Annotated in this window: 14 protein-coding genes; 5 read left to right on the forward strand and 9 right to left on the reverse strand. The window is 46.3% G+C overall.

Annotation, left to right across the window (positions count from 1 at the left end):
* Positions 1-28: 28 nt before the first annotated feature.
* The gene (locus CPIN_RS21830; RefSeq protein ID WP_012792012.1) at positions 29-3,457 is read right to left on the reverse strand and encodes a ThuA domain-containing protein; all 3,429 of its coding nucleotides are present in this window, start codon (positions 3,455-3,457) and stop codon (positions 29-31) included.
* A gap of 304 nt (positions 3,458-3,761) precedes the next feature.
* On the opposite strand from CPIN_RS21830, the gene CPIN_RS21835 reads away from it, so the two are divergent.
* Positions 3,762-4,535 carry an NUDIX hydrolase gene (locus tag CPIN_RS21835; RefSeq protein ID WP_012792014.1) on the forward strand — a complete coding sequence of 258 codons (774 nt, stop codon included), beginning with the start codon at positions 3,762-3,764 and terminating at the stop codon, positions 4,533-4,535.
* Between the two features lie 9 nt (positions 4,536-4,544).
* Here CPIN_RS21835 and CPIN_RS21840 read toward each other — a convergent pair whose 3' ends face one another.
* The 3 genes from CPIN_RS21840 to CPIN_RS21850 form a co-directional block, all read right to left on the reverse strand.
* Positions 4,545-6,731, reverse strand: a complete 2,187-nt coding sequence (locus CPIN_RS21840; protein ID WP_012792015.1) for an SGNH/GDSL hydrolase family protein — start codon at positions 6,729-6,731, stop codon at positions 4,545-4,547.
* An 884-nt stretch (positions 6,732-7,615) separates the two neighbouring features.
* On the reverse strand, positions 7,616-9,301 hold the full coding sequence (locus CPIN_RS21845; RefSeq protein ID WP_044222139.1) for an RluA family pseudouridine synthase: 1,686 nt from the start codon (positions 9,299-9,301) through the stop codon (positions 7,616-7,618).
* Between the two features lie 208 nt (positions 9,302-9,509).
* Positions 9,510-10,466 carry a hypothetical protein gene (locus CPIN_RS21850; RefSeq protein WP_148230612.1) on the reverse strand — a complete coding sequence of 319 codons (957 nt, stop codon included), beginning with the start codon at positions 10,464-10,466 and terminating at the stop codon, positions 9,510-9,512.
* 98 nt (positions 10,467-10,564) lie between these two features.
* On the opposite strand from CPIN_RS21850, the gene CPIN_RS21855 reads away from it, so the two are divergent.
* A complete protein-coding gene (locus tag CPIN_RS21855) occupies positions 10,565-11,851 on the forward strand; it encodes a polymer-forming cytoskeletal protein (protein WP_012792018.1) in 1,287 nt (428 codons plus the stop codon).
* 259 nt (positions 11,852-12,110) lie between these two features.
* On the forward strand, positions 12,111-13,526 hold the full coding sequence (locus CPIN_RS21860; RefSeq protein WP_012792019.1) for a PQQ-dependent sugar dehydrogenase: 1,416 nt from the start codon (positions 12,111-12,113) through the stop codon (positions 13,524-13,526).
* Between the two features lie 65 nt (positions 13,527-13,591).
* Here the strand turns inward: CPIN_RS21860 and CPIN_RS21865 are convergent, their stop codons facing one another.
* The 5 genes from CPIN_RS21865 to CPIN_RS21885 all read right to left on the reverse strand — a co-directional run bounded on the left by CPIN_RS21865 (position 13,592) and on the right by CPIN_RS21885 (position 17,524).
* Positions 13,592-14,101 (reverse strand): cupin domain-containing protein, encoded by a 510-nt coding sequence (locus tag CPIN_RS21865; protein ID WP_012792020.1) that lies wholly within the window; start codon positions 14,099-14,101, stop codon positions 13,592-13,594.
* Positions 14,102-14,193: 92 nt separating this feature from the next.
* Positions 14,194-14,955 (reverse strand): phosphate ABC transporter ATP-binding protein PstB, encoded by a 762-nt coding sequence (gene pstB / locus CPIN_RS21870; RefSeq protein ID WP_012792021.1) that lies wholly within the window; start codon positions 14,953-14,955, stop codon positions 14,194-14,196.
* Positions 14,948-15,790 carry a phosphate ABC transporter permease PstA gene (gene pstA / locus CPIN_RS21875; protein ID WP_012792022.1) on the reverse strand — a complete coding sequence of 281 codons (843 nt, stop codon included), beginning with the start codon at positions 15,788-15,790 and terminating at the stop codon, positions 14,948-14,950. Before pstA ends, pstB begins: the two co-directional genes overlap by 8 nt.
* On the reverse strand, positions 15,790-16,680 hold the full coding sequence (gene pstC, locus CPIN_RS21880) for a phosphate ABC transporter permease subunit PstC (RefSeq protein WP_012792023.1): 891 nt from the start codon (positions 16,678-16,680) through the stop codon (positions 15,790-15,792). The genes pstA and pstC overlap by 1 nt, the downstream gene beginning before the upstream one ends.
* Before the next feature lie 10 nt (positions 16,681-16,690).
* Positions 16,691-17,524 (reverse strand): PstS family phosphate ABC transporter substrate-binding protein, encoded by an 834-nt coding sequence (locus CPIN_RS21885; RefSeq protein WP_012792024.1) that lies wholly within the window; start codon positions 17,522-17,524, stop codon positions 16,691-16,693.
* A gap of 220 nt (positions 17,525-17,744) precedes the next feature.
* On the opposite strand from CPIN_RS21885, the gene CPIN_RS21890 reads away from it, so the two are divergent.
* Together CPIN_RS21890 and CPIN_RS21895 are read left to right on the forward strand one after the other, a co-directional pair.
* Positions 17,745-18,020 carry a hypothetical protein gene (locus CPIN_RS21890; RefSeq protein WP_187294677.1) on the forward strand — a complete coding sequence of 92 codons (276 nt, stop codon included), beginning with the start codon at positions 17,745-17,747 and terminating at the stop codon, positions 18,018-18,020.
* Positions 18,021-18,314: 294 nt separating this feature from the next.
* Complete coding sequence (locus tag CPIN_RS21895; protein WP_148230613.1) at positions 18,315-23,183, forward strand: PKD domain-containing protein; 4,869 nt, start codon at positions 18,315-18,317, stop codon at positions 23,181-23,183.
* Positions 23,184-23,360: the final 177 nt, after the last annotated feature.

Genomic DNA, 23,360 nt, shown 5'->3' on the forward strand with positions numbered 1-23,360 from the left:
GTTTGGGTTTAATAAGAGTGAACACTATTTAATCTGCCATTCTGAAAGTTGTATTCAGAACGATCATCAGGGAGGATCCCGGTGCTGCATCTTTGTTTCTGAACACCAGGTAGATATCATGGAAGCCATTTGTAGGAGTAACGGATAACTGTGTCGGTTTACCGCCGAACATAGCCCCTCCGGGTGCATCGCCAATAAAGGGTGTTTGTCCGAGCAATTTACCATCCGGGGTATCTATATGCAGTTCGATAATACCACCTGCCGCATTGATCTGTGCTTTTGGCGCCATCGCCATGAAGTCTATTGCGGTAATACCTGTCAGGTCGATATGATTTAAACCGATATAACTACCCGATTGTACGGGGATAATAAAGCTGTTGCCACTAAAGCTCATCTTCGTTGCATCCTTTACGATATCATATTTCGTTGGATTGATACTGGGATTACGCAGTGTAATCGAGTCTACGGAAGTAATACCTGGCAGACCATTACTTCCTTTGTCCGTATATGTGGCATTAAAGACAAACAGGCCGGCTCCCTTCTCTCCTGCCGGCAGCTTCGCTGCATAAGTACCTGTTACCGGTAGTGACTTAACAGTGGTTTTAGGTTTGGATAAATCGAGGATGTATTTAATCATTTCGGCGGCATCATCTGCGGACAATTGCGGATGCGCTGGCATGGCCACATCTCCCCATACGCCTTTACCACCTGTGATTGTCTTTTTTACCAGCTTTTCCAATATACTGTTATTACCCTGATATTTCTTCGACACGGCGAAATAAGCCGGTCCTATGGATTTTTTATAATCCGTATGACAGGCCCTGCAATCACTTGCCGTCAGCAACTTCAGCCCTTTTGTATTTGTAGAGGAAACAGGGGCTGTTTTATGTCCTGTTGCCGGCGGTTGATTGTCCTGTCCGGGCATTACATAATCAATGTTCACCGCGATATCCGCAGCTTTTATTTTACCAGCGGATAAGGAACCGTCTTCTTTGTCTTTTACATCGACTTTATACGTATAGGTTTTGTCTACCTTAAAGAAACTCTTGTTATTACTGCCGATATCGATTCTCACATCAGGCGCTTCGTTGCCTGCAGTCAGTTCGATAGATTGTACAGCGGTACTACCTTTTCCATCAGATACAGTCAGACTGGCCTTATACAACCCAGGTTTTGCAAAAGTGAGTGCAGCGTCTTGTCCGGCGATGGTCTTGGTATATCCGTTCTTTGAAGTGACTTTCCATACATACTTCAGGGTATCTCCATCCGGATCACTGGTACCTGCGGCGGAGAGATTCACGGTTAAAGGAATGGCGCCACCCGGTTTATCTGTTGACATACGGATCATGGGTTGCCTGTTACCGCTGTTGTATTCGATACGGATCAACCTGGCATCATCATTCGCAGAAAACCAACCTGATCCATATTCGAGCATATACAGATCGCCGTTAGCGGCAAACTCCATATCCATCGGATTACTGAATTTATAGCTGGGCATCACTCTTTCCATTGACACATAGTTTGCGTCTTTGTCCAGCGTTACGGCCATGATCCATCCTCTCATCCATTCGTATATCAAGAGTTTTCCGTCATAGTAGTCCGGGAAAGCACGTTGTGCTTTTTTGAAATCATCACTATAGAAAACGGGACCGGCCATGGCGCTTCTACCACCGCTTCCCAGTAAAGGAAACTCTTTAGATACACCGTAGGGATACCAGATAAAAGCCTTCTCTGCAGGCGGTAATTCATTCAGACCGGTATTATTGGGAGATGTATTGATAGGTTTTGAAGGATCGAATTTACCACCCACTTGTTCGTTGGTAAAATCTACCCTGGGATAAGCGATGTTGTCTCCGACAAAATAAGGCCATCCGTAGTTACCCGGTTTTTTTGCCTGGTTGATTTCATCTTGTCCTGCGGGACCTTTTAATGAGTCGTCACTGGCGTCAGGCCCGATTTCTCCCCAGTACAGGAAACCGGACTTCTTGTCCACTGCTAATCTGAAAGGATTTCTGTCACCCATGATATAGATTTCCGGGCGTGTCTTCGCAGTACCTTTCGGGAAAAGGTTCCCTTCCGGAATAGTATAGGAGCCATCCGGCTGTGGTTTAATACGAATGATCTTACCTCTTAAATCGTTGGTATTTGCAGAAGATTTCTGTGCATCCCAGGGAGATCTAGCGGCACGTTCATCAATAGGTGCGTAGGTCGTCGCCCGCGGACTCGTATTATCTCCGGTAGACAGATAGAGGTTACCTTTTCCGTCCCAGTCAATCGAGCCTCCTGTATGACAGCATTGTTCACGTTGTGTGGGTATTTCCAGCAATACCTTCCTGGATTTCAGGTCGAGTATATCGCCGTTTAGTGTATACCTGGTAAGGATATTCTGCGGTTTAGCAGGATCGGAATAATACAGGTATATCCAGTGATTTGAAGCGAAGTCCGGGTCTTTATTCAGTCCCAATAAACCATCCTCCGCTTCTGACTCTTTGCCTTCTTTATCTTTATATTTTGTACTTACGGGAATGGTTGCGATGGTCTTTAATTGCTTTGTTTTGATGTTGTAGAGTTTTACAGCACCATGTCGCTCAACGAACAATATACGGCCATCATTCAGCACTGATATTTCCATTGGTTCATTCAGTTTCTCCGCCAATATCACTTTGGTGAACCTGTTTTCTTCCGGTTTCGCTTTTGAGTAGTCTAATGTAACAGGTTTACCGGCACTCATTGCATATTGCAAACCAGCATACAGGTGTTTTAAGAACAGGTCTTCTTTGAATGTTTCATCTGTATGTCCCATGTTGGTGTAGAAGGAACGGCCACCGTCAAAATCGTGGTACCAGCTCATAGGGTGATTATCGCCATTCTTGCCACCGGTATAGCTCTTTTCATCAATCTTTATCAGTGGATGTATACCAGGATCTATCTGTTTAAAGCTATAAAATTCGTCCATCCTTTGAAAGGTGTCCGGCATTTCTTTGGTAGCAAAGCTGTTTTTAGCGGTTACATAGTACTTACCTTTCTGGACATTGTTCGGCATGGGGTGGTCCAGGAACCAGGCGCCTACAAGCCGGCCGTACCAGGGCCAGTCATATTCGCAATCTGTGGCTGCATGGATACCTACGAAGCCACCACCTGCCTGTATGTATCGCTCAAACTCCTGTTGTTGTGCATCGTTCAGTACATCGCCTGTGGTGCTGAGAAAGACCACTGCACTGTATCGTTTGAGCACGGCGGTATTGAAGAACGAGGCGTCTTCGGTGAAGTCTACCGCAAAGTTTTTTTCAGCAGCCATTTTTGAAAAAGCCGCCTTTCCTGGTTCAATAGAAGAATGCCGGAAGCCCTCTGTTTTGGAAAACACAAGCACACGGAGTGTCTGTGCATTGGCATAGATCGTTCCGAAAGTTCCAATAACTGATAACAGCATAAAAGTCCATAGATCTCTCCTGACCATGATTTTGATATTTTGTCGTGATGGTTAAACGCGGATATTATTGTCATCAACAGGGTTAAGCTCCGATTACATAGCAGACAGCAGGATTGAAACAGACAAAGCATCCGCTTACTGTTCAATCCTGTGTGGTTGAGCAAGCACTTTTCATAACGTATAAATGACGGAATAAATCTAAGCGGAGTTTATCAATCAACAAAATTTATTTCGTCAAAATGACAGAATATATAACTTTGGAGAAGGGACAATTAGCTAAACAGCTGACACTGAACCAGGTAAAGAAGCGTATTTACTACAACTGTGTAATATGGGTACAAACGATTTAGACACTGCTTATTTTGATGAACAGCTGTATGTCAGGAATGTGGCTGTTGACAATGTAATCTTCGGTTATCATGACCGGGAATTGAAAGTGTTGTTGCAAAAGCCGAAGCTCCTGGACAAATGGACGGTAGCGGGTGGTTATATCCTTAAAACAGAATCAGTTGAGGAAGCCGCGCATAATATTGCTTTTATGCGGACGGGCTTAAAAGATCTTTTCCTGGAACAATTTAAGACGTTTGGGAGTCCTACAAGAATAAAGGACGAGTGGCTGGACATAGAGAAAGTATTTGAAAATGCGGGTTTAAATCCGCCTACGGAAGCCTGGATCCGGGACTATAGTGTGTCCATTGCCTTTTATACGCTCACGGAATTCTCGCTCGTTACGGTGCAAAAAGCATCCTTTGACGAGGCGATTGAATGGTGGCCGGTGGCACAGTTGCCCAGGATGATGTTTGATCATGCATTGATCATTGAAGAAGCCCTGAAAGCTTTGCAAAGAGATATCTATCACTACCCTATCGGATATGAGTTGCTGCCCCGGAAGTTTACGCTTCCGGAAATTCATAGTCTGTATGAGACTATTCTTGGCAAAACACTGGACAACCGCAACTTCACGAGAAAGCTGCTTTCAACCGGTATCATCAAAAAGCTGGATGAAACCAGGAACATCGGCGCACACCGCTCCCCTTTCCTCTACAAATTTGAGAAGAAGCAATACGATGCCGCCCTGAAGAACGGTATCTTCTTAGGCTTTTAAGCAGATAGCTTATTGCTTCATCAGCTTCAGCTGATGCCGGCCATCGTCTATGATGATAATATACAGTCCCTGTGCCCAACGGCTGGCATCAATACTCCTGCCTGTCTGGAACACCGGATTACAATATATCATTCTTCCCCCGGCATCAAAGATCCGTACGTCATGGTTACCTGCTGTTAATCCGAGTAACCAGGTATTTTCCTTTACCGGATTCGGTGCGATACGTATCGGTCCTGCTTCGGTCGTATAAAATGCATCGAAGCCTTTTTTATCTGCTGCACGCAGCGTAGACGGGAAAGTCAATTTTACGATACTGCTGAAGAATCGTCTGTTGTCGTGTGTCAGCATATTTAACCTGTAGGAAACGGTACCGGTTTGTGTCACCGGATCCTGGAAGGTGTAATTCCTTGTTGTTGTTGAATTACCGGCTGCATTCACGGTACCGATTGCCGTCCAGACACTCGCATCCGGACTACGCTCTACCGTAAAACTCTTGGTATTCTTTTCTGCGCTGGTCGTCCACCTGAGCTGTGCCTTTGTTTGCTGTAATGCAACGCTGAGACTAGCTATCCTGAAAGGTTGCGTGTACATCGTGTCAGGCATCCCTTTTATCACTGTACTAAAGAAATGTAGTCCTGTCGTCGTCTCCATGTTCAACCGGTAATATTGCAGGCGGTTGTAAATATTTGGATCCGTAAAGTTATAGAAACGGGATCCGGGGTAATTGCCTGCTGCCGCTAATGTGCCGACAGCGTTCCAGTTCGACGAATCAGCACTGCGTTCAATAATAAACTGCCTGGTACTTTTCTCGTTGTTACTATACCACAACAATTGTAGCTTGTTCTGGTTAGACTGTACCTGGAAACCCGTAATATTGAAGTAAGTGTTCGCGCCATATGCCGTATCCGGTATTCCTCTCACGATGCTGCTGTAGATATAATGCGTATCCGCAACAATTACATTCAGGCGGTAAAACTGTTTTGTCTTATGTATACCGGTATCCAGATAAATATATGATTTCCCCGTACTTCCATTGCCTGTTCCCGCAACATTAGCCAGCACGACAAATCGCAATGAATCACTGCTGCGTTCCACCGCAAAGCGTGTTACGCTTCTCTCATAACCGGTGGTCCAGTTGACTTGTAACTTGCTGGTATTATTGGTAACACTCAAGGCCGTTATTATCACCGGTACCTGCGCGGGTACAGGCACGCCTCTCACAATACCTGTATAGATATAGTGTGTGTCTGCCACAATCACATTCAGACGATAAAACTGCTTCATCGTCTGCAAAGCAGTATCCGGATAAGTATATGATTTCCCCGTGCTGTCATTGCCTGTCGCCATAACATTCGCCAACACCGAAAACCGAAGCGAATCACTGCTGCGCTCTACAACAAACCTGCTTACATTCTTCTCATAGGCAGTCGTCCAGTTTAATCTGAACCGGTTCGCATTGTTCGTCAATGTAAAGGCCGTCAGCACCACTGGTATCTGCGGCTGTGGCGGGTTCCCATTGCAAAGCACATCCGGAATGCCCCTGGCCACTACCCTTGTATACAATACATAATGTCCTGCGTCATTAAGGTGAATACCATCGCCATAACTATATGCCCGTTTGATGGAATCATTGGGTTCGTTCATACCTGTCCAGAAATCAATTGATCTTTCGCCGAAATAATTAAAGGTCCAGTCGCGCATCGCTTTCAGGTTCGCTACCATTTGTGCGGAATAGTCGTTACGGGGTTGCGTCGTAGCGACCCATACCTTTACTCCGCGCGCATTTGCAGCACTCAGCACGCGTTGGTAATTTGCCTGCTGTTCTGCGAGTGTGTAACCACGGCCTACGTCGTTTGTCGGCAGGTTGATGATGATCGCGTGTGGTTGTAGTGATAATGCCTTTGTAATGTTGTGTGCGGTATCTGGTGCAGGTCTTGCTGCGGGTGGTACGTAGCCGGTCGGATTAATGTCGTAGGTGGTGTAGTTGCCGACTGCCAGGTTGAATACCTGATAGTTGGTGTTAATGCTTTTCAGATATTGTGTGTAAAGAGCCACCCATCCATGGTTGGGGGTTGCACCGGTGCCGGCGGCGGTGGATGAGCCGAGGACAACGATGCGGTAAGGGGTCGTGCAGCTCTGGGCGTGGCTATAGGTGCTGTCAATGGCTAGAAACAGCAGTAGTAGTACTGTTCGCATATTGAAGATTTGACAGGTGAGGAAATTGTGTCTTTTTGCGTAGGGGTGTTCGGAAAGGAATAACTTTTTGTGGGGTGTATTAGAAGTAACAGCGGTGGTGAATGATTTGTTGTGTGATTGGTTTGATTAATTTCTGAAGTTGGGGGTTGAGGTTCATATGAGTATATGGTGGATTGTTTTGTTGTGGATGGTGTTTGTTGTGGATGGTGTTTGTTGTGGTTTGTTTTGTTGTGGATTGTGTTTTGTGGGTTGGGTGGTTGCTGCGGGTTGAGGTGGGGACGCCGGGCTGATGCCCTTTTTGCGAGAAGGGCTATTGGGCGATGGGAGGTCGTGTTGGGCGGTGGGATGGTTGATTGAACCTTTGTCAAGCGGGGCAGGCTCTCAAAGGGCGAAGGCCCTTTGTCTCCACCTCAACCCCTCCGCTGATAATGTCGGTTGCCTTTGTAATAGTCTTCAGATATTAGTACTCTCCTCTTAGGTGTTTGTGGTAGAAAAACTATAGTACTTTGCTTGTCACGCTTGCTTATTGCTATTCCTTATTACTTATTACTTATGCCTTCTATCTTATTTCCCCTGTTACTTTTCTATTAATGCTACTTATCCTTAGACATCTTAACCTATTTTCTTTTGTCACTTTTCTTCTTATTATTACTTATTCTTTACACTTCTTAACTTATTTCTTCTTATCATTTCTTCCTATTACAGTTCCCTATATCTACGCGTCCTATCTTTCTTTCCCTGTCAGTCTTATTTATTAATTCTTGCTATTGATTCTCTTTACCAGTTTTCCTACTGATTATTCTTTTCGGTTCTGACGGTCACAGTTTCCTTGCAGAGTTTCCTTGCAGAGTTTTTGTCATTTTTTCCTTTCACCTGGTTGGTCATTAGAAAGTGACGGGGGCGTCAAAGCTGATTCTTTGTCGGCTGAGGGGGTGAGTGAATTCAATGTGGGCGGCGTGGAGGTACATCCTTTCGGCGGCTGTTCCATAGAGATCGTCGCCGACGATGGGAGCATTCAATCCGAGTGGGTGGGCGGAATGCATCCTTAACTGATGGGTTCTTCCGGTGAGTGGCCAGAAGTCGATCTTAGTCATTGCCTGATATCGTGTTACTACTTTCCAGCGGGTGACGCTCTTTTTACCGGTGGTAAAACAGACTATTTGTCGTGGACGGTTGAAGAGATCGGCGGTTAGCGGGAGGTCGATTTCTCCTTCTGAAGTATCTATTACTTTGGAGAGCAGGGCGGTGTAACGTTTGCTGACGGTGCGTTGCAGAAATTGACGTTGGATGTGTTTGTGGGCGGCCTGCGTTTTAGCGACTACCAGCAGTCCGGAGGTGTCCATGTCCAGACGATGAACGATCAGCGGTTCTATGTCTCCTAATGCGTGTTTTAGACGGGTGTAGACGGAGTCCTGGATGGTGACACCGGGAACGGAACGCAGGCCGGAGGGTTTGTTGACTACCACAACACTTTCGTCCTGGTAGATGATATCCAATTCGCCGACCGTCTCCGGGGTCCGTAGTAAGGGGTCTTCGTCTACCGGCATCCCTTCCAGCATGTGTGCGAGGATAGGCTTACACTTACCCGTACAGGCAGGATAGAAATGCTTGTGTTTCCTGATCTCGGATTTTGGTGCGGCTCCCCACCAGAACTCTGCCATTGCAATGGGTGTGTACCGGTTTGTAAAGGCGTATTGTAATAGTTTGGGCATGGCACATTCACCTGCTGCGGAAGGTGGTTTGCCGAAAGGGGTGGCACTGAAGATTTCCTGCAGACTTTTACTTTTGCCAGCCTGGTTCAGGAATACGTATTGTTGGAAAAGCTGTTGCTGTAAGGTGGCGGATCTTTCCCTGCGTTCGTTCTTTAATGCCTCCATATCGGCATCAAATTGTGCTAAGCGGGTACGCATCTCTCCTAGTTGCTGTTCCCACCTGTTTGTAAGCTCTTTTAGCTCGTGTTTGTCGCGTAAGCTCTGTTTCACCAGGTCTGCCTCAGCAAGGGCATAATCCTGCTGATTCAGGGTGTTCATCCATTCTTCACGCAGTTTCCTCCGGTCTTCTTTGTTATCTTTTAACTGCTTTTTGAAAGCGGATATTTCAGTGGAAGACCGGATGGAGAGTTGTTCGATTTTTTGCTTTAGTCCTTCGTAATTTTCGTCTGTGCTGATTGCTGTGATACGGTTGTTGATATTGTTGATCACTTCCTGTTCTTTGAGGAAAAAGCTGTTTTCAACCAGCATGTCAAAGACGGGCGGCACAAATTTCTGGTAATCATTGGTACCTGCGAGTTTACCGGAGAAAGCGGATAAATAACCGAGCTTTCCTTCAGTATCCTTTACGACCAGTACGCCAAACATCTTCCCGATGATATTCCCTTCCTTGTCCGGACTTAATCCGAAGTTGTGATCGAGATCCGTCTGTGTTTCCAGGTAATGCTGTAGTTCGGCGGCTGCTATGCGTGTTAAGGGATGTGGTTCGTAGTAGAAAGGAAAAGTAAAGCGTTCCGGTAGCGCGATCTGGTCTATTGATGTGTCAAGAAAATATGAAAGCCTGCTTTGATTATTGTCCACCGGGTGTTTTGCTTTATTAGCCTGCAAATTTATTACATCTGGATCAATTGCTAAAAAATTGCTACTGTTTGTTTTACAGGGACTATGAAAGTGATTTTAAGGCACCATAAAATACTGATTATAAACAGATAGTAAATGATTGGTGGATATACCTGGTTAAGGGACGGATGGAGGTGTATCCGTCAACAGCGGCATTTTCTGTCACCTTTTAATAGTAAATGATCTTTCTGATCGTGGTGATCATTACCTCATGGTTCACATCATACATGATACATTTTGTCCAGTTGCCCTGAGGGTCCAGTTCGTAGCTGAATGTCCATTTAGGTAACCAGACGCCCGTTTTAGGGTCTTTGGCACCCTGACTGATTTCGTGTCCGCTTTCGTCATAAAGGAACGCCTGTATGTTGTCGGCATAGCCTTTCTTAACGATGCTCAGGCTGTCAGGGAGATGAAATTTGTTAAAGGTGGTGACGATCTTAGATAGTAAGCTGCCATCAGCTGCGTAACGCGCCTTTTCTGTGATATGCCCGATACTATCATATTTCCAGGTGTTGGTTGCGGAAAGCTGTCCTTTTACAAATTCCTGCTGTGTCGTCAGCAGACCAGCTTTATCGTATGTGTTTTTAAACGCTGTTACCAGTCCGGTAACCGTTGTTTTAATAAGTCCTCCGGATGGATCATATTCGGAGACAAGTTTACGGGAAGTGCTGCCATCTCCGTAACGTTCGCCTTCTTCTATCAGCAGGCCGTTGACGTCAAAGATGTTGTAGTTGGTATAGTCAGCAACGCCGTTTTCGCTCTCGTAAGCCATTTCCGTCCACTTGTCGTCTTTATTGTATTGGTAGCTGGTACGGCTCTGACCGGCGCTTTCCCTTTGGGTGGTTTGTATTGTCAGATTGCCTGTGCTGTTAAAATGAAAAGACTCTTTCATCTCAAAATCGGGTTCCGTTGTATCTGCTGCCGGGCCGTTATAGGAGAACTGCAGGATGGTTTTTACTTTGCCATGGAGGCGTTCTGTACGCCAGTTCTTCCGGTACTTATCGGCTGATTCCCTGCTAACGAAGGCTTTTTGCGGAGACTCGTTGCGGGTCTTTGCAGGTAACTGACAGCTGGCATGACCGATCGTACTGATGGTCAATAGGATGGTATAGGTATATTTTAACATAGGGTTGCAGATCGGCTGCAATTTACGCATTCTTCTGAAAAGATGGACTCCTTCCTGTGTATCACATAGGCGTATGGGTTGGAAAAAAGCGATAAAAAATGAATCTTGCAGGTATGAATACGGCTTTTGATATTATTTCAATGGCAGATGCCATCGCAAATTATCGTATCGATACACTTCTTTACGAAAGCAGTGAGATGCTGAAAGACACTACAGCAACGGATGACTACTTCTACCTGCATAAAGGCGACCTCATATTGGATGCACCTTTCATACTGGATACGGATCTGCTGGAGAAAGGAGTGCTGGGATTCATCATTGATGGTCATCTACAGGTAAACGGTAGTATTATCAATGAGGAAGGTGATTACGGCCCTATCTTATTCGTCAGGGGTAATGTACAATGCCGTAGTCTGCTGATAGGTGGATCTCCTGTTTATATCAGTGGAAATGTGACGGCGGAAGAGGTGATTATGTTACATTATAATCATGGCTGGATGAAATGCTCCGGGATTTTTACGGCGCCGGTAATGATTGCTGAAGACTACCACTTTATCCCGGAACATAAGCATATCAGTGCATTCTATTATAACGATAATGATCCTGAGAGTCCGGCGGAGAATGAGTGTTTTGAGGATGATGAAGAAGACGATCATATATCGCTTCGTTTGCAGACTTTACTGGATAACAAACAGACGAGGACATTTGAAGAATTACGGGATGATCTGGCTGCGGGTGAATATGTGCTACGACCTGTTGAACGGGACGCTGTCTATTGGCAGAAAAAAGTCAGTAAAAATTTCCGTAACCTGAAGAGAGTCCCGCTTACACTACGTACGCGGGAACTGTGCATGCAGGCACTTAGCAAATCCGTCTTCTCTCTAGCTGATTTCCCTGCTGTGCTGATCACTCCGGAGCTGGCAGAACAGGCGGTGAATATAAGCGGGATCGCCTTACGTTTTCTGCCCGAAGCACTTATTACAAAAGAGATCTGTTACCTGGGAGTTACAAAGGGTGCTATTATCGACCTGGATATACCGGAGCGTTTTTATGAGGAGGAACTATTGCAGCTGCTGATCCGTCACAGCGATTCTCAGATGGAACGTATTCCGGTCGCCTATATCACGGAAGACCTTCTGGTGACCTATGTAAAGCAAGGAAGAGGGGCATGGCTGGATAAATACTGTAATGCCGCAGGCGTATCCAAAGAACGGGTGTTACAAAGGGTGATCGATGATGGGGTGCAATACCTGGAGAATATCTTCGGCTGGCATTTGTCAGCGAATACTTATGCCTATGCAAAAGCCCGCTATGATAATGAGACGCATAGGGAAGATTGGATAGCTACCACACAGAAATACGCGCAAAAACTGGAACGTTTGTAATTTATCAGATATAAAAATCTATACCTGTGGCTGCTTCACCGGCGGTCACAGGTATAGATTTTTTTTTATGCCGAGGCAACCCTTTTTATTTATTCCCGTATTCATATAGTGAGACGCGCCATATCTTTTCTTTACCCCATTATGTATCCATGAGCCTGAACAGTTCCTGCCGGTAAAGAAGATCATCATATCTCTCCCCGATTGCCTATCACAAGCTTAATCAATTGATGATTTCTTAACAATCTTAAATCGATTATTTATGAAGATCAATTCCACTAAAGCCAACTGCATGCTGCGCCGTATGACCGGCCCTATTTCAGTTGCCCTGTTTACTGTACTGTTTGCATTTCCAGGATGTAAAAAAGATGACGACAAACCACCTAAAGCTGTAGACACAAAAGTAATTGCTGAAAACCTCGTGTCCCCTCTTGGTCTGGTAGAGGCGCCAGACCGTAGTCACCGTTTATTCATTCATGACCAGGCAGGCAAAATATGGATTGTGGATGAAGACGGTACCCAACTTTCCACCCCCTTCCTGGATGTGACTGGTAAAATGGTTGGTCTGAATCCAGGTTACGATGAACGCGGTCTGCTGGGATTTGCTTTTCATCCCAATTTCCGCAACAACCGCAAGTTCTACATTTATTACACCTTGCCACCACGTCCAGGGGGCCCCAGCGGAGGCGGTACATGGAATAACCTGAGCCGTATTTCTGAATTCACTGCTTCTGCTGCCGATCCCAATGTAGCCGATCCGGGCACCGAAAAAGTGATCCTGGAACTGGATGATCCGCAAAGTAATCATAATGGCGGCGCTATCGGTTTTGGAGAAGATGGTTACCTCTACATTGCCATCGGAGATGGCGGCGCGGCAAATGATGTGGCACCCGGCCATGTGGAAGACTGGTATGCGACTAACCAGGGAGGTAACGGACAGGATATCGAAGCCAACCTCTTTGGTAATATCCTGCGGGTAGACGTTAATAGCGGCAATCCTTATAGTATTCCTGCGAGTAATCCTTTTGTGGGCAAACCGGGAAAGGATGAAATCTGGGCCTATGGTTTCCGTAATCCTTACCGTTTCTCATTTGATATGGGTGGTTCCCACTGGCTGTATGTCGGTGATGCCGGACAATCTCTTTATGAAGAAATAGACGTGGTAACCCGGGGAGGTAATTACGGATGGAATGTAAAAGAAGGCACCCATTGTTTTGATGCGGCACATAATACGGTGGAGTTACCGGGCTGTCCTGTACAGGATACGATGGGCAAACAACTGATAGATCCGGTGATTGAGATGAACAACGCCAGTAATCCTAAGGGAGGTAAAGCAACGACGATTATCGGGGGAAATGTGTACCGTGGGAATGATCTTCCGCAACTGAGGGGTAAGTACATCTTTGGTATTTTCTCACAACCGGGTGGGACACCCAATGGAGAATTGTATATGAGTAGTCCGGCGGGTAGCGGTTTATGGTCTTTTGAAGAACTGATCCTTAAAGACCGGCCAAATGATATCGGCTATTACCTGAAAGGCTTCGGGCAGGATCTGGATGGAGAAGTATATCTGACTGTCTCCGGTGTTGCTGGTCCTACGGGTAATACCGGTAAGGTACTCAAGCTCATACCAGAAAAGAAAGACAATAGTGGACCCGGCCATGGCGGTAAATGGTAGGGACCGGATTTTAATCCGCTGCCGGGAAGTGTCTCCTGGCAGCGGCTATTATTGCCGAGGACATGCTATTTCTTTTTTTCCCAGTAATCCGGCGGATAGATCTCCTGGCCATATTTTGCTGCAATGTGTTCCAATCGGGAGATGTCTTCTCCGGTCAGCGGTGCAGGCGGCAAGAAGGTTCCGAAGGTGCCGGGTGTGCCCACTTCTTCAAAAAACTGATCAAGACCAGCCGGCACAACTGTACACCAGAGGCGGGCTAATTTATCAGATTTGTTTTTGAAATTGTGGACTGCTCCGCCTTTCGGAATGAGTACGGTAGTACCGGCGCCTGCGAGTACAGGACCGTTTTCTGTCATGAACTCCACTTCGCCTTCCATCACATAAAAGGATTCATGGATGTCTTTGTGTGCATGTGGATTAGGACCACCACCTGGCGGGACCAGCATGTCTATCACCGCGAATTCATTTTGTGTGGCTGCGCCTGAAATCACGATACGATAGGAATCACCCATCATTGAAACTGCTTTGCCGGCATCTGGTACGATGACCTGAACGGATTGCTTATCAGGAGACATGTGCTTTTTTATGTAGGATACAAAAAATCCGTTGGATTGCCAAGTCTTGCATAACAGCGTAATAGGTGAACTTGCTGTGCTGCCGGAGCCAATCAACCAAAATGTCCCCTGACATAATTAGCGGTCAGCTCCTGTTGCGGGTGGTCGAAAATGTCCTTTGTATTGCCTGCTTCCACTACTTCTCCCAGGTACATAAATACCGTTTTATCTGCTACACGTTGCGCCTGTTGCATGTTATGCGTAACGATCACGATAGTATACTGGTCCTGTAACTTTCTGATCAGGTCTTCTATCTTTCCCGTACTTATCGGATCGAGTGCAGAACAGGGTTCGTCCATCAGGATCACTTCCGGACGCAATGCGACCGTTCTTGCGATACATAGTCGTTGTTGCTGACCACCAGACAAACGGGTCGCCGGTTTTTTCAGATCGTCTTTTACTTCATCCCACAGAAAGCTTTCTTTCAATGCACTTTCTATGATACCCAGTCTTTCACTGGGAGGTACGTCATTTATTTTAAGTCCGTAGTTGATGTTTTCATAGATACTTTTCGGGAAAGGATTTGCCTTCTGAAACACCATTCCAACCCTTCGCCGCACCTGCGTAACGGAGATATCCCGGTTGTAGAGATCCTGTTTTCCCAGCAGGAATTGTCCTTCTATCTTTGCATCCGGAGAGAGGTCATGCATCCGGTTAAAACAACGCAGCAGGGTGCTCTTTCCGCATCCTGAAGGACCGATCAGCGCCGTTACCTTATTCTCGGGAAAGCTGACACCTATCTGCTTTAATACCTGTTTATTGCCAAACCAGAGGTTCACGCCTGCTGCTGACAGCTTAATCTTCTCTTCACTCATTATTACTATGCTTATAACGAATATAAAATGCTGTTAAGTTGAGCAGGAACACGACTATGATCAATACCAGTGCCGTACCGTACGCTAATGGCCTTACTTCTACGATGGACTGATGCTGGGTAGATAACATGTACAAATGATAAGGCAAGGCCATAAATTCCTGGTTCAGAAAGCCGGAAGAACCGGTGATATAAAATGCAACACCTGTAAAGAGGATGGGCGCCGTTTCACCTGCTGCCCTTGATAATGTCAGCACGACGCCTGTTAATATGCCAGGTAAGGCAGAAGGCAGTACTACATCCCGGATGGACTCAAACTGCGTAGCACCGATACCTAATGCGGCTTCCCGCGTACTGGCCGGAATACGCCGTAATGCTTCCTCTGTCGTCGAGATGATGTAAGGGAGCGATAAGAGACCCAGGGTTAGTCCGGCGGCAATGACCGAAGTCCCCATATGCAAGCCTTTTACAAACAATGCCAGGCCAAACAACCCGTAAATGATAGATGGTACACCCGACAAATTACGGATAGAAGCTCTTATGAGCCGTGTTACCCAGTGGTCCGGCGCATATTCATTCAGATAAATAGCACAACTGATGCCCAGTGGTACTGCTACCACTGCCGTCAATAGTGTCAGTATCACGGTGCCTGTTATGGCGGGCAGGATGCCTCCTTTTGTCATCCCATTGGAAGGCAGTGTAGTTACAAATTTCCAGGATAAAGCCGGCAGTCCGCTGCTGATCAGATCATACAGGATAATGACCAGGAAAGCGAGTACGGTACCTGTACAAAACAGGAGTGTAAACCACTCTATGATTGGCGAAAGTTTTTTCATTATGCGGCCTGATATTTTCTGTAACGGTTGACGAAATACTCTCCTACAAGGTTCACCAGCAGCGTTACAAGGAATAGCACGGCAGCGATGGCGAAGAGGGCATAGTAGTGGGTTGTCTGATAAGGCACCTCTCCCATTTCAATCGCGATGGTAGCTGTAATAGTGCGTACGGAGTGAAAGAAGCCTTTAGGGAAGGCGGCGGCATTACCTGTGGCCATTAATACGGTCATTGTTTCTCCGATCGCCCTTCCTACACCTAACATGACGGCGGCGATAATACCCGGAGCAGCAGCGGGTATCACGACCTTACGTACGGTTTGCCACCTGCTTGCTCCGACGCCATAACTGGCCTCCCGATAGGTATGTGGTAATGCCTGTAAAGCGTCTTCTGTGACAGTTATAATCGTTGGCAGCGCCATGATAGCGAGTAAGATAGCACCGTTCAGGGCGTTCAGTCCATTAGCCTGATTTGCCATATCGGCGATCTGCGGACCGACAAACACAATCCCCAAAAAGCCGATAGCTACGGAAGGGACTGCCGCCAGGCATTCGATCAGGGGTTTTAATATGTTGCGTAGTCGCTTACCGGCGTATTCAGAGATACAAGCAGCGGTACCGATCCCCAGGGGAATCGCGATGATCATAGCGCCGAGGGTGACCAGGGCAGTGCTGGTAAGTAATGGTAAAAGGCCGTAACGCGCATTTCCGGATGTGGGATTCCATTGTGTGCCTGTGATAAAATCAAGCGGTTTCACCTTTAAAAAAAAGGAAACTGTATTCCATACCAGCATCAGCAGAATACCTCCCAGTATCATGATTACCAGTAAACCTGTTGCACGGAACAGCAATTTCACGAGGCGGTCTGTACTTTCTCTGGCAGCTAATTTCATATAGCAATATTTAGTCAATGATATAATAGCCCGAATTCCGGATGATCTCCTGTCCTTTTTTACTTTTCTCAAAGTCGATGAATGGCGCAGCTTTGGTCCAGGAACGGCTCAGTATAAACTGATACAGGGGACGCTGGAAGAAATAACGATGTTCCGCAATTGCCTGGGCATCTAAGGGAGAAATAGCCTTCTTCTCTGCACTATCCGTGATACGTAAGACCTTTACGCCCTGCTCTCCTGCACTATCATGCATGATATATCCTGCTCCGACATATCCTATCCCTGATTCATCTGTTTTAATCCCTTCTATGATCTGGGCGTTTCCGTTCATTTCCTTTGAATCAGCGCTAAACTGGATTCCCAGTTTCTTCTGTACAAAAGAGTAAGTACCTGAATTATTCTGCCGGCCATAGATATTTACAGGAGTAGATTGTCCTGTTACCTGTCGCCAGGTCTTGGATTTACCACTTAACAGGTCAGCAAGCGCCTGCACATTGATAGAATCAAGCGGGAAATTTTTGTGTACGATGAAGGCGGTGGCATCTTCTGCAAAGACAACTGTCTTGAGTGCAATACCGCGTTTTTCGAATAAGTCTTTTTCCTCCTGCGTCAGCGGGCGACTGGAATTGGCCATATCTGCCTGACCATTTAACAGGGATGCGATACCCAATCCTGAGCCTCCTCCGGAAATGGCGAGGCTACGGTGTGTGTCGGTTTTATAAAAATGCTCTGCTAATATGACGGCCAGGTTAACTTCTGTATCAGAGCCTTTTATTTTAACTGCATTTTGTTTGTTGCTACAGGAGAGCAACAGGATGAGAAAAAAACAGGTGCAATATCTCATATAACACAGGTGCTAGATTCACAATATACACTTCGAATGTTAACTGAATGTTGCGTTTTGAGGCACAATGCCCTACCTGTGTATAAACATCCCCTGTTTTGACGGCAGCAGCCTGTTGCGTGTACCTGTATCCCGGGCTTCATTTGCCATACAGCCAGATGATCAGGAAAACCGATAGTACTGGCACAATTATGTGGTGTTTGATTTAAAAACGTTTATGATGACTGAAAAATTAAGCATTAACGGACAGGATGTATGGGTGGTTGTAGAGGCACTGGATGCGCAGGAAGGGAATCCTAATATTCTGCCTGCAGAATATTTTGTTGCCTATTACAGTTCGCAGGAGCCGCCAGTTGCCGCAAGTTCACATGAGCCAGGGAAGATGCCGGGAAAAGTATTTAAAGCGGAGGATAATACTCCTAAACGATTTCTGTCGCCCGTAGAAGCGATTGAATATGCTGCGGAGAAATTACCTGTCCTGTTAGAAGACGAATAATCTTCCCGAAAAGATTGACATTAAGCCTGCCTGCGTTAAAAACAATAGGCGGCAACGTAGTCTTTATTCCCTGTTTTAACGGATTGCAATGCCTGTTTTTATCCACACAGGCAGGTAATCCGTTATTGATATATGCGAAAAACGTTACCCATTAAAATAACATTCACAAAGACAAGTGCACATTATTCACTGCATCCTTACTGTGATTTACAAAACGTTAACAACGTGCACATGTGATTCAAAGCCAATAATTTAGGATATTTGCTTACTTTTCATGTGCTGAACTTTAGAGTTATGTCCCTTCATACCAGGGCAACGCTACGCGTTGCCATTACCTGTGCTGTACTTTGTATAATGCTTTTGCTAAGCGTTCCTCTGTGCGCGCAAGTTAATGCGGATTTTACTCCGAGTAAAAGCAGTGATTGCGAAAGCCTCATTACAAAGTTCAATGATAACTCCGGCGGTGATCCTGTTTCCTGGCAATGGAACCTGGGGAATGGATTTACCTCTTCGGAGCAGAGCCCCAGTGCGTCTTATACAACGCCTGGCACCTATCAGGTGACACTTACTGTAAAGAATGCAGCAGGCAATACCAGCTCTGTTACCAAGAGTGTCACCGTATGGGCTAAACCGCTACCTGATTTTACGGTTAGTCCCGCGAAAGGTTGTATACCCCTCGACGTTACTTTCACTGATAAATCAAATCCTGTCAGCGGCACTATCAGTGCTTACACCTGGGATTTCGGAGATGGCGCGACCGGCTCCGGTAGTCATCCTGTACACACCTACAACAATGTGCTATCGCCTACCGTTACATTGACAATAACCACCAGTAACGGGTGTACGGCATCAAAGCAGCTCAACAATATTGTGAATGTCTCTGATGCGCTGACGGCCAACTTCAACGTATCCGATAAATTTCTTTGTACTGCTCCCGGCGCATTAACAATTACCAATAGTTCTACCGGACCGGGTAATCTGAGTTACAAATGGGACTTTGGTGACGGCGGCACTTCCGCCAGCGCAAATCCGGGTACGCATAACTATACCACCAAGGGCGTTTATAAAGTCAAACTGACTGTCACCAGTGATAAAGGTTGTATCAGTACTAAAACTTCCGATGATATCAATGTCGCCAACTTTAAAACTGATTTCACCTTGCCTGCGAGTATCTGTGATAACAATACCGCGACTTTCACAGCCAACACGACGCCTCAGACAAACAGCATCACCTGGAGTGTTGATAAGGGATACATCTATGATTATGATGCTACGGCGGCTTATTATCCTGCGGGTGCCGGTACGGTAAAGGTGTCGATGACGGCGGACTACGACAAATGTCATCAGACCATTACCAAGGATTACGTCGTAAAAGCATCGCCCAAGGCGGAATTTGTTACCAGTCAGGCGGCGATCTGTGATGTACCTGCTACCATAAAACTGACGAACCAGTCAACGGATGCAAGTATCTGGGCCTGGGATTTTGGCGACGGACAAATATCTACGTTGCAAAATCCTACTGTCGTTTATAACACCCTTGGATATTTTAATATAAAACTAACTGCTTCCAACGCCAACGGTTGTGCCAGTTATGTCGCGCATCAGGTGAATGTGGTTAAGCCAGAGGTCAGGGTATATACGAGTGTGCCGAATGGTTGTGTAGGATTAACGCCTTCCTTCAGTAGTTCAATCAGTACAGGCGACGCCATTGTCAGTTATGAATGGGACTTTGGAGATGGTACGCCGAAATCGACGGATCCGACACCTTCACATACCTACACCAGGGAAGGAACTTTTCCGGTCAACCTGACCTATGTCACCAGCAATGGCTGTAAAGGAACAGTGCCCCTGACCTCCTATCTGGTTATCGAGATCTATAAAAAGCCGGTACCTGACTTTTCCTCTCCGGAAGCGCCACAGATCTGTGGTAATAACTGGGTGCATTTTAATGGCACAAGTGATGTAGCCAGCACCTGGACCTGGAATTTCGGGGATGGTACCATCGCCGAGCATAGTGTTCAGAACGTGACGCATAGCTACAGGGAGCCTGGTACTTATACTGTAAAGCTAACTGTATCTAATAACGGTTGTTATGAAACAGTCACTAAAACAGCCTATATCACCGCCGTCAATCCTTTTCCCCGTTTCAGCAGACAAAACATCGATTGTGAGAACCGTACAACGGCCAGCTTTGATGAACATTCACTGGGTACGATCAACAGCTGGAAATGGAGCTGGGGAGATGGGAAAGAGAATACCTATACAACAAAGACAAGTCCGGTTAAACATAAATACGATAAAACAGGCGATTACCTGGTTAAACTGACCGTTACAGACGGTACCTGTACCAGTACTGACTCCATGATCGCCAGTATACTGGCGCCGACGCCGATCACGATTACAGCTGATAAATCAACGTTGTGTACGAATGAATCACTGATGGCAAATGTCACTTCCATTGACACCAAATTATATGAGTTAAACTACACCTGGTCTTCTTCGGATGGTAAATCGTATTACGGTACTTTTAATACAATTTTTCAAAACCTCGCCCCCGGAAAGGACACCATTCGTTTTATCGCCTATAACCGGCAATACTGTATAGACACCAGTAACAGCGTGGTCGTAAACGTACATGGACCGATGGCAAAATTCCGTTCTCCCACGACACCGGAATGTCGTGGTACGGAGCTGACGTTTACAGACCAGACGGATGTTTCCAAGGGAAAGGCGATCAAAACATGGAGCTGGGATTTCGGAGGTGATAATGCTACGAAGGTATTCTCAGCTCCACCCTTTAAATACACTTACAACAGGTCCGGTTATTACTTCCCCCGACTGACCGTGACCGACCTGGATGGCTGTACCAGTACCTTCACCGGCGATTATTTACAGGTGAACGGACCAAACGCTGACTTTGTGCCCAGCGCTAGTCTGATTCCTCCGGGAGGTGATGTGTACTTTTATAACTATACGACTGAGACGGGCGGTAATGCCAGTTATCAGTGGGATTTCGGCGATAACACCACTTCCACAGATGTCAATCCTTACAAGAACTATCCCAACAAAGGACTATATACTGTCAATCTGCTGGTAAAAGACAACAATGGTTGTAGTGACAGTGCGCAAAAGCAGATCAAGGTATCGAGTGTGAGCGCTGGCTTTACGGCGACGACGACCTTTGTAAATAATAGTGGTTGTCCGCCGGTGATTGCCAGTTTCACAAATACCTCTGTGAACTATATCAGTTCTTACTGGGATTTTGGTGATGGCAGCTTTTCCACGATTCCAAATCCCTCCCATACTTATACCTACGCAGGAAAATATAAGGTGACGCTGAAAGTGATGGGAGATGCGGGGACAGAAGATCAGTATGAACAGGAGTTAGAGGTCAAGGGGCCTTATGCGACGATTGCCACGTCATCCAATGGTGGTTGTCTTACGAAAGAGATCGAGTTCCGGGTATCAGCAACAGCAGCGGTGAATTTCGCTTGGGACTTCACCGATGGTTTTGTAATGGAAACAACGGATTCTATCATCAAACATACTTTTAAAGAACCGGGTATTTATAAACCACGACTGATCCTTTCAGACCAGTCAGGTTGTAAGGGTACTGCTTTCCTCGATGAACCTATTGTAATAGATAATCTGAAAATAGAACTGGCGTCAACACCGGCATACGTATGTGATGAAGGATGGGTGGCCTTTACGCCTAAGTTCAACAGTTACTCTATTGACACCTTGAAAACAACAGCGAAATACAAATGGACATATGACGGCACTATGCGCTCAGAAAAAGACACCACTGCTGCGCCACGTTTTTACCTTGATAAAATACAGGCGTATAATTTCACGCTGACGACCACTACTGCTTATGGATGTGTACAAACAGTCAGCAAAACGGTACATGCCTACCCTAAACCTGTCGTAAGCATCAGCGGACCCTTACAGGGGTGCCAGGATGCACCGGTGACATTCAACGGGACTGTTACAAAGGTGAGTGATGTGAGCTGGAGGTGGGCGTTTGGCAACGGCAATAGCAGTGAAGTACAACAAGCGGCCGATCAGACTTATACGAAGACCGGCCCCACCGAAGTCGTACTCACGGTGATCAGTCAGGATGGCTGTAGTGATACTGCCCGCCACAATATCAATATATTGCCTAAACCAGCCGTCACTACGACGGCTACATCAACAGTGGTATGCCTGGGTAATACAAGCACTTTAACAGCTACAGGTGGCGTTACTTATCAGTGGTCCCCAGCAGGAGAACTGAGCAATCCGCAGGCAGCATCTCCTGTTGCGATGCCGACACAAAGTACGGACTACCAGGTAACAGTGACAGATGCGAATAATTGCAGCAATACAGGTGATATCAGTATCCGCGTAGCATTGCCTTTTACCATACAGGCAACACCCGATACAGCGATCTGTCTGGGTCATGTACTGCCTTTATGGGTAGGCGGCGCTGATCATTATGTATGGCAGGGAGAAGGGCTGGATAATGTCAATACCGCTGCGCCACGTGCTACCTTAACAGCATTGGGCGACTATACTTACCAGGTAACCGGTTATGATGCGGATGGTTGCTTTACACATGATACTTCGCTGGTGGTAAGCGTACACCCTACCCCAACGATTAATGCCGGCGCAGACCGCGTCGTAATGGCCGGCACGCCTGTAAGGCTGAGCGGCGAGGGAAGCGCGGATATTGTACAATGGAACTGGTCGCCACCGGAGTATCTGAACTGTACTACCTGTGCGACACCGGAAGCCTTGCCGAACTTATCTACCAATTATATGGTAGAGGTAGAAAACAGTTTTGGTTGTAAGGCAACAGATGATGTATTTGTGAAGGTCACCTGTGACCAGGGGGCTATATTCCTTCCGAATGCCTTTACACCCAACAGGGATGGAAAAAATGAGTGGTTCTATCCGAAAGGACGCGGTGTAAAAGAGGTGAAATGGATGCGTATCTATGACAGATGGGGAAGCCTGGTGTTTGAACGAAATCATTTTCCGATCAATAGCAGCACTGCTGGCTGGGATGGTACATGGAAAAATCAGATAGCGCCGATAGGCACTTATGTATATGCATTGGAAACGATGTGTGAAGATGGTACTACATTCCTGTTCAGGGGTGTAGTGACAGTGGTCAGGTAACATTGCTTGCCGTTATCAGGCGACTGGACCGAAGCCGGAGATAATATCTCCGGCTTTTTATTTTTACAGCGATGACAGATTTTCCCTGATGCATACAGCACCGCATGAATAGTGAAAACTGTTACAATGACACTAAGGGCTTGCTCATAAAGTGCTTATGCCTTATATTGAGCAGCT

This window comes from Chitinophaga pinensis DSM 2588 (assembly GCF_000024005.1).
GTDB lineage: Bacteria > Bacteroidota > Bacteroidia > Chitinophagales > Chitinophagaceae > Chitinophaga > Chitinophaga pinensis.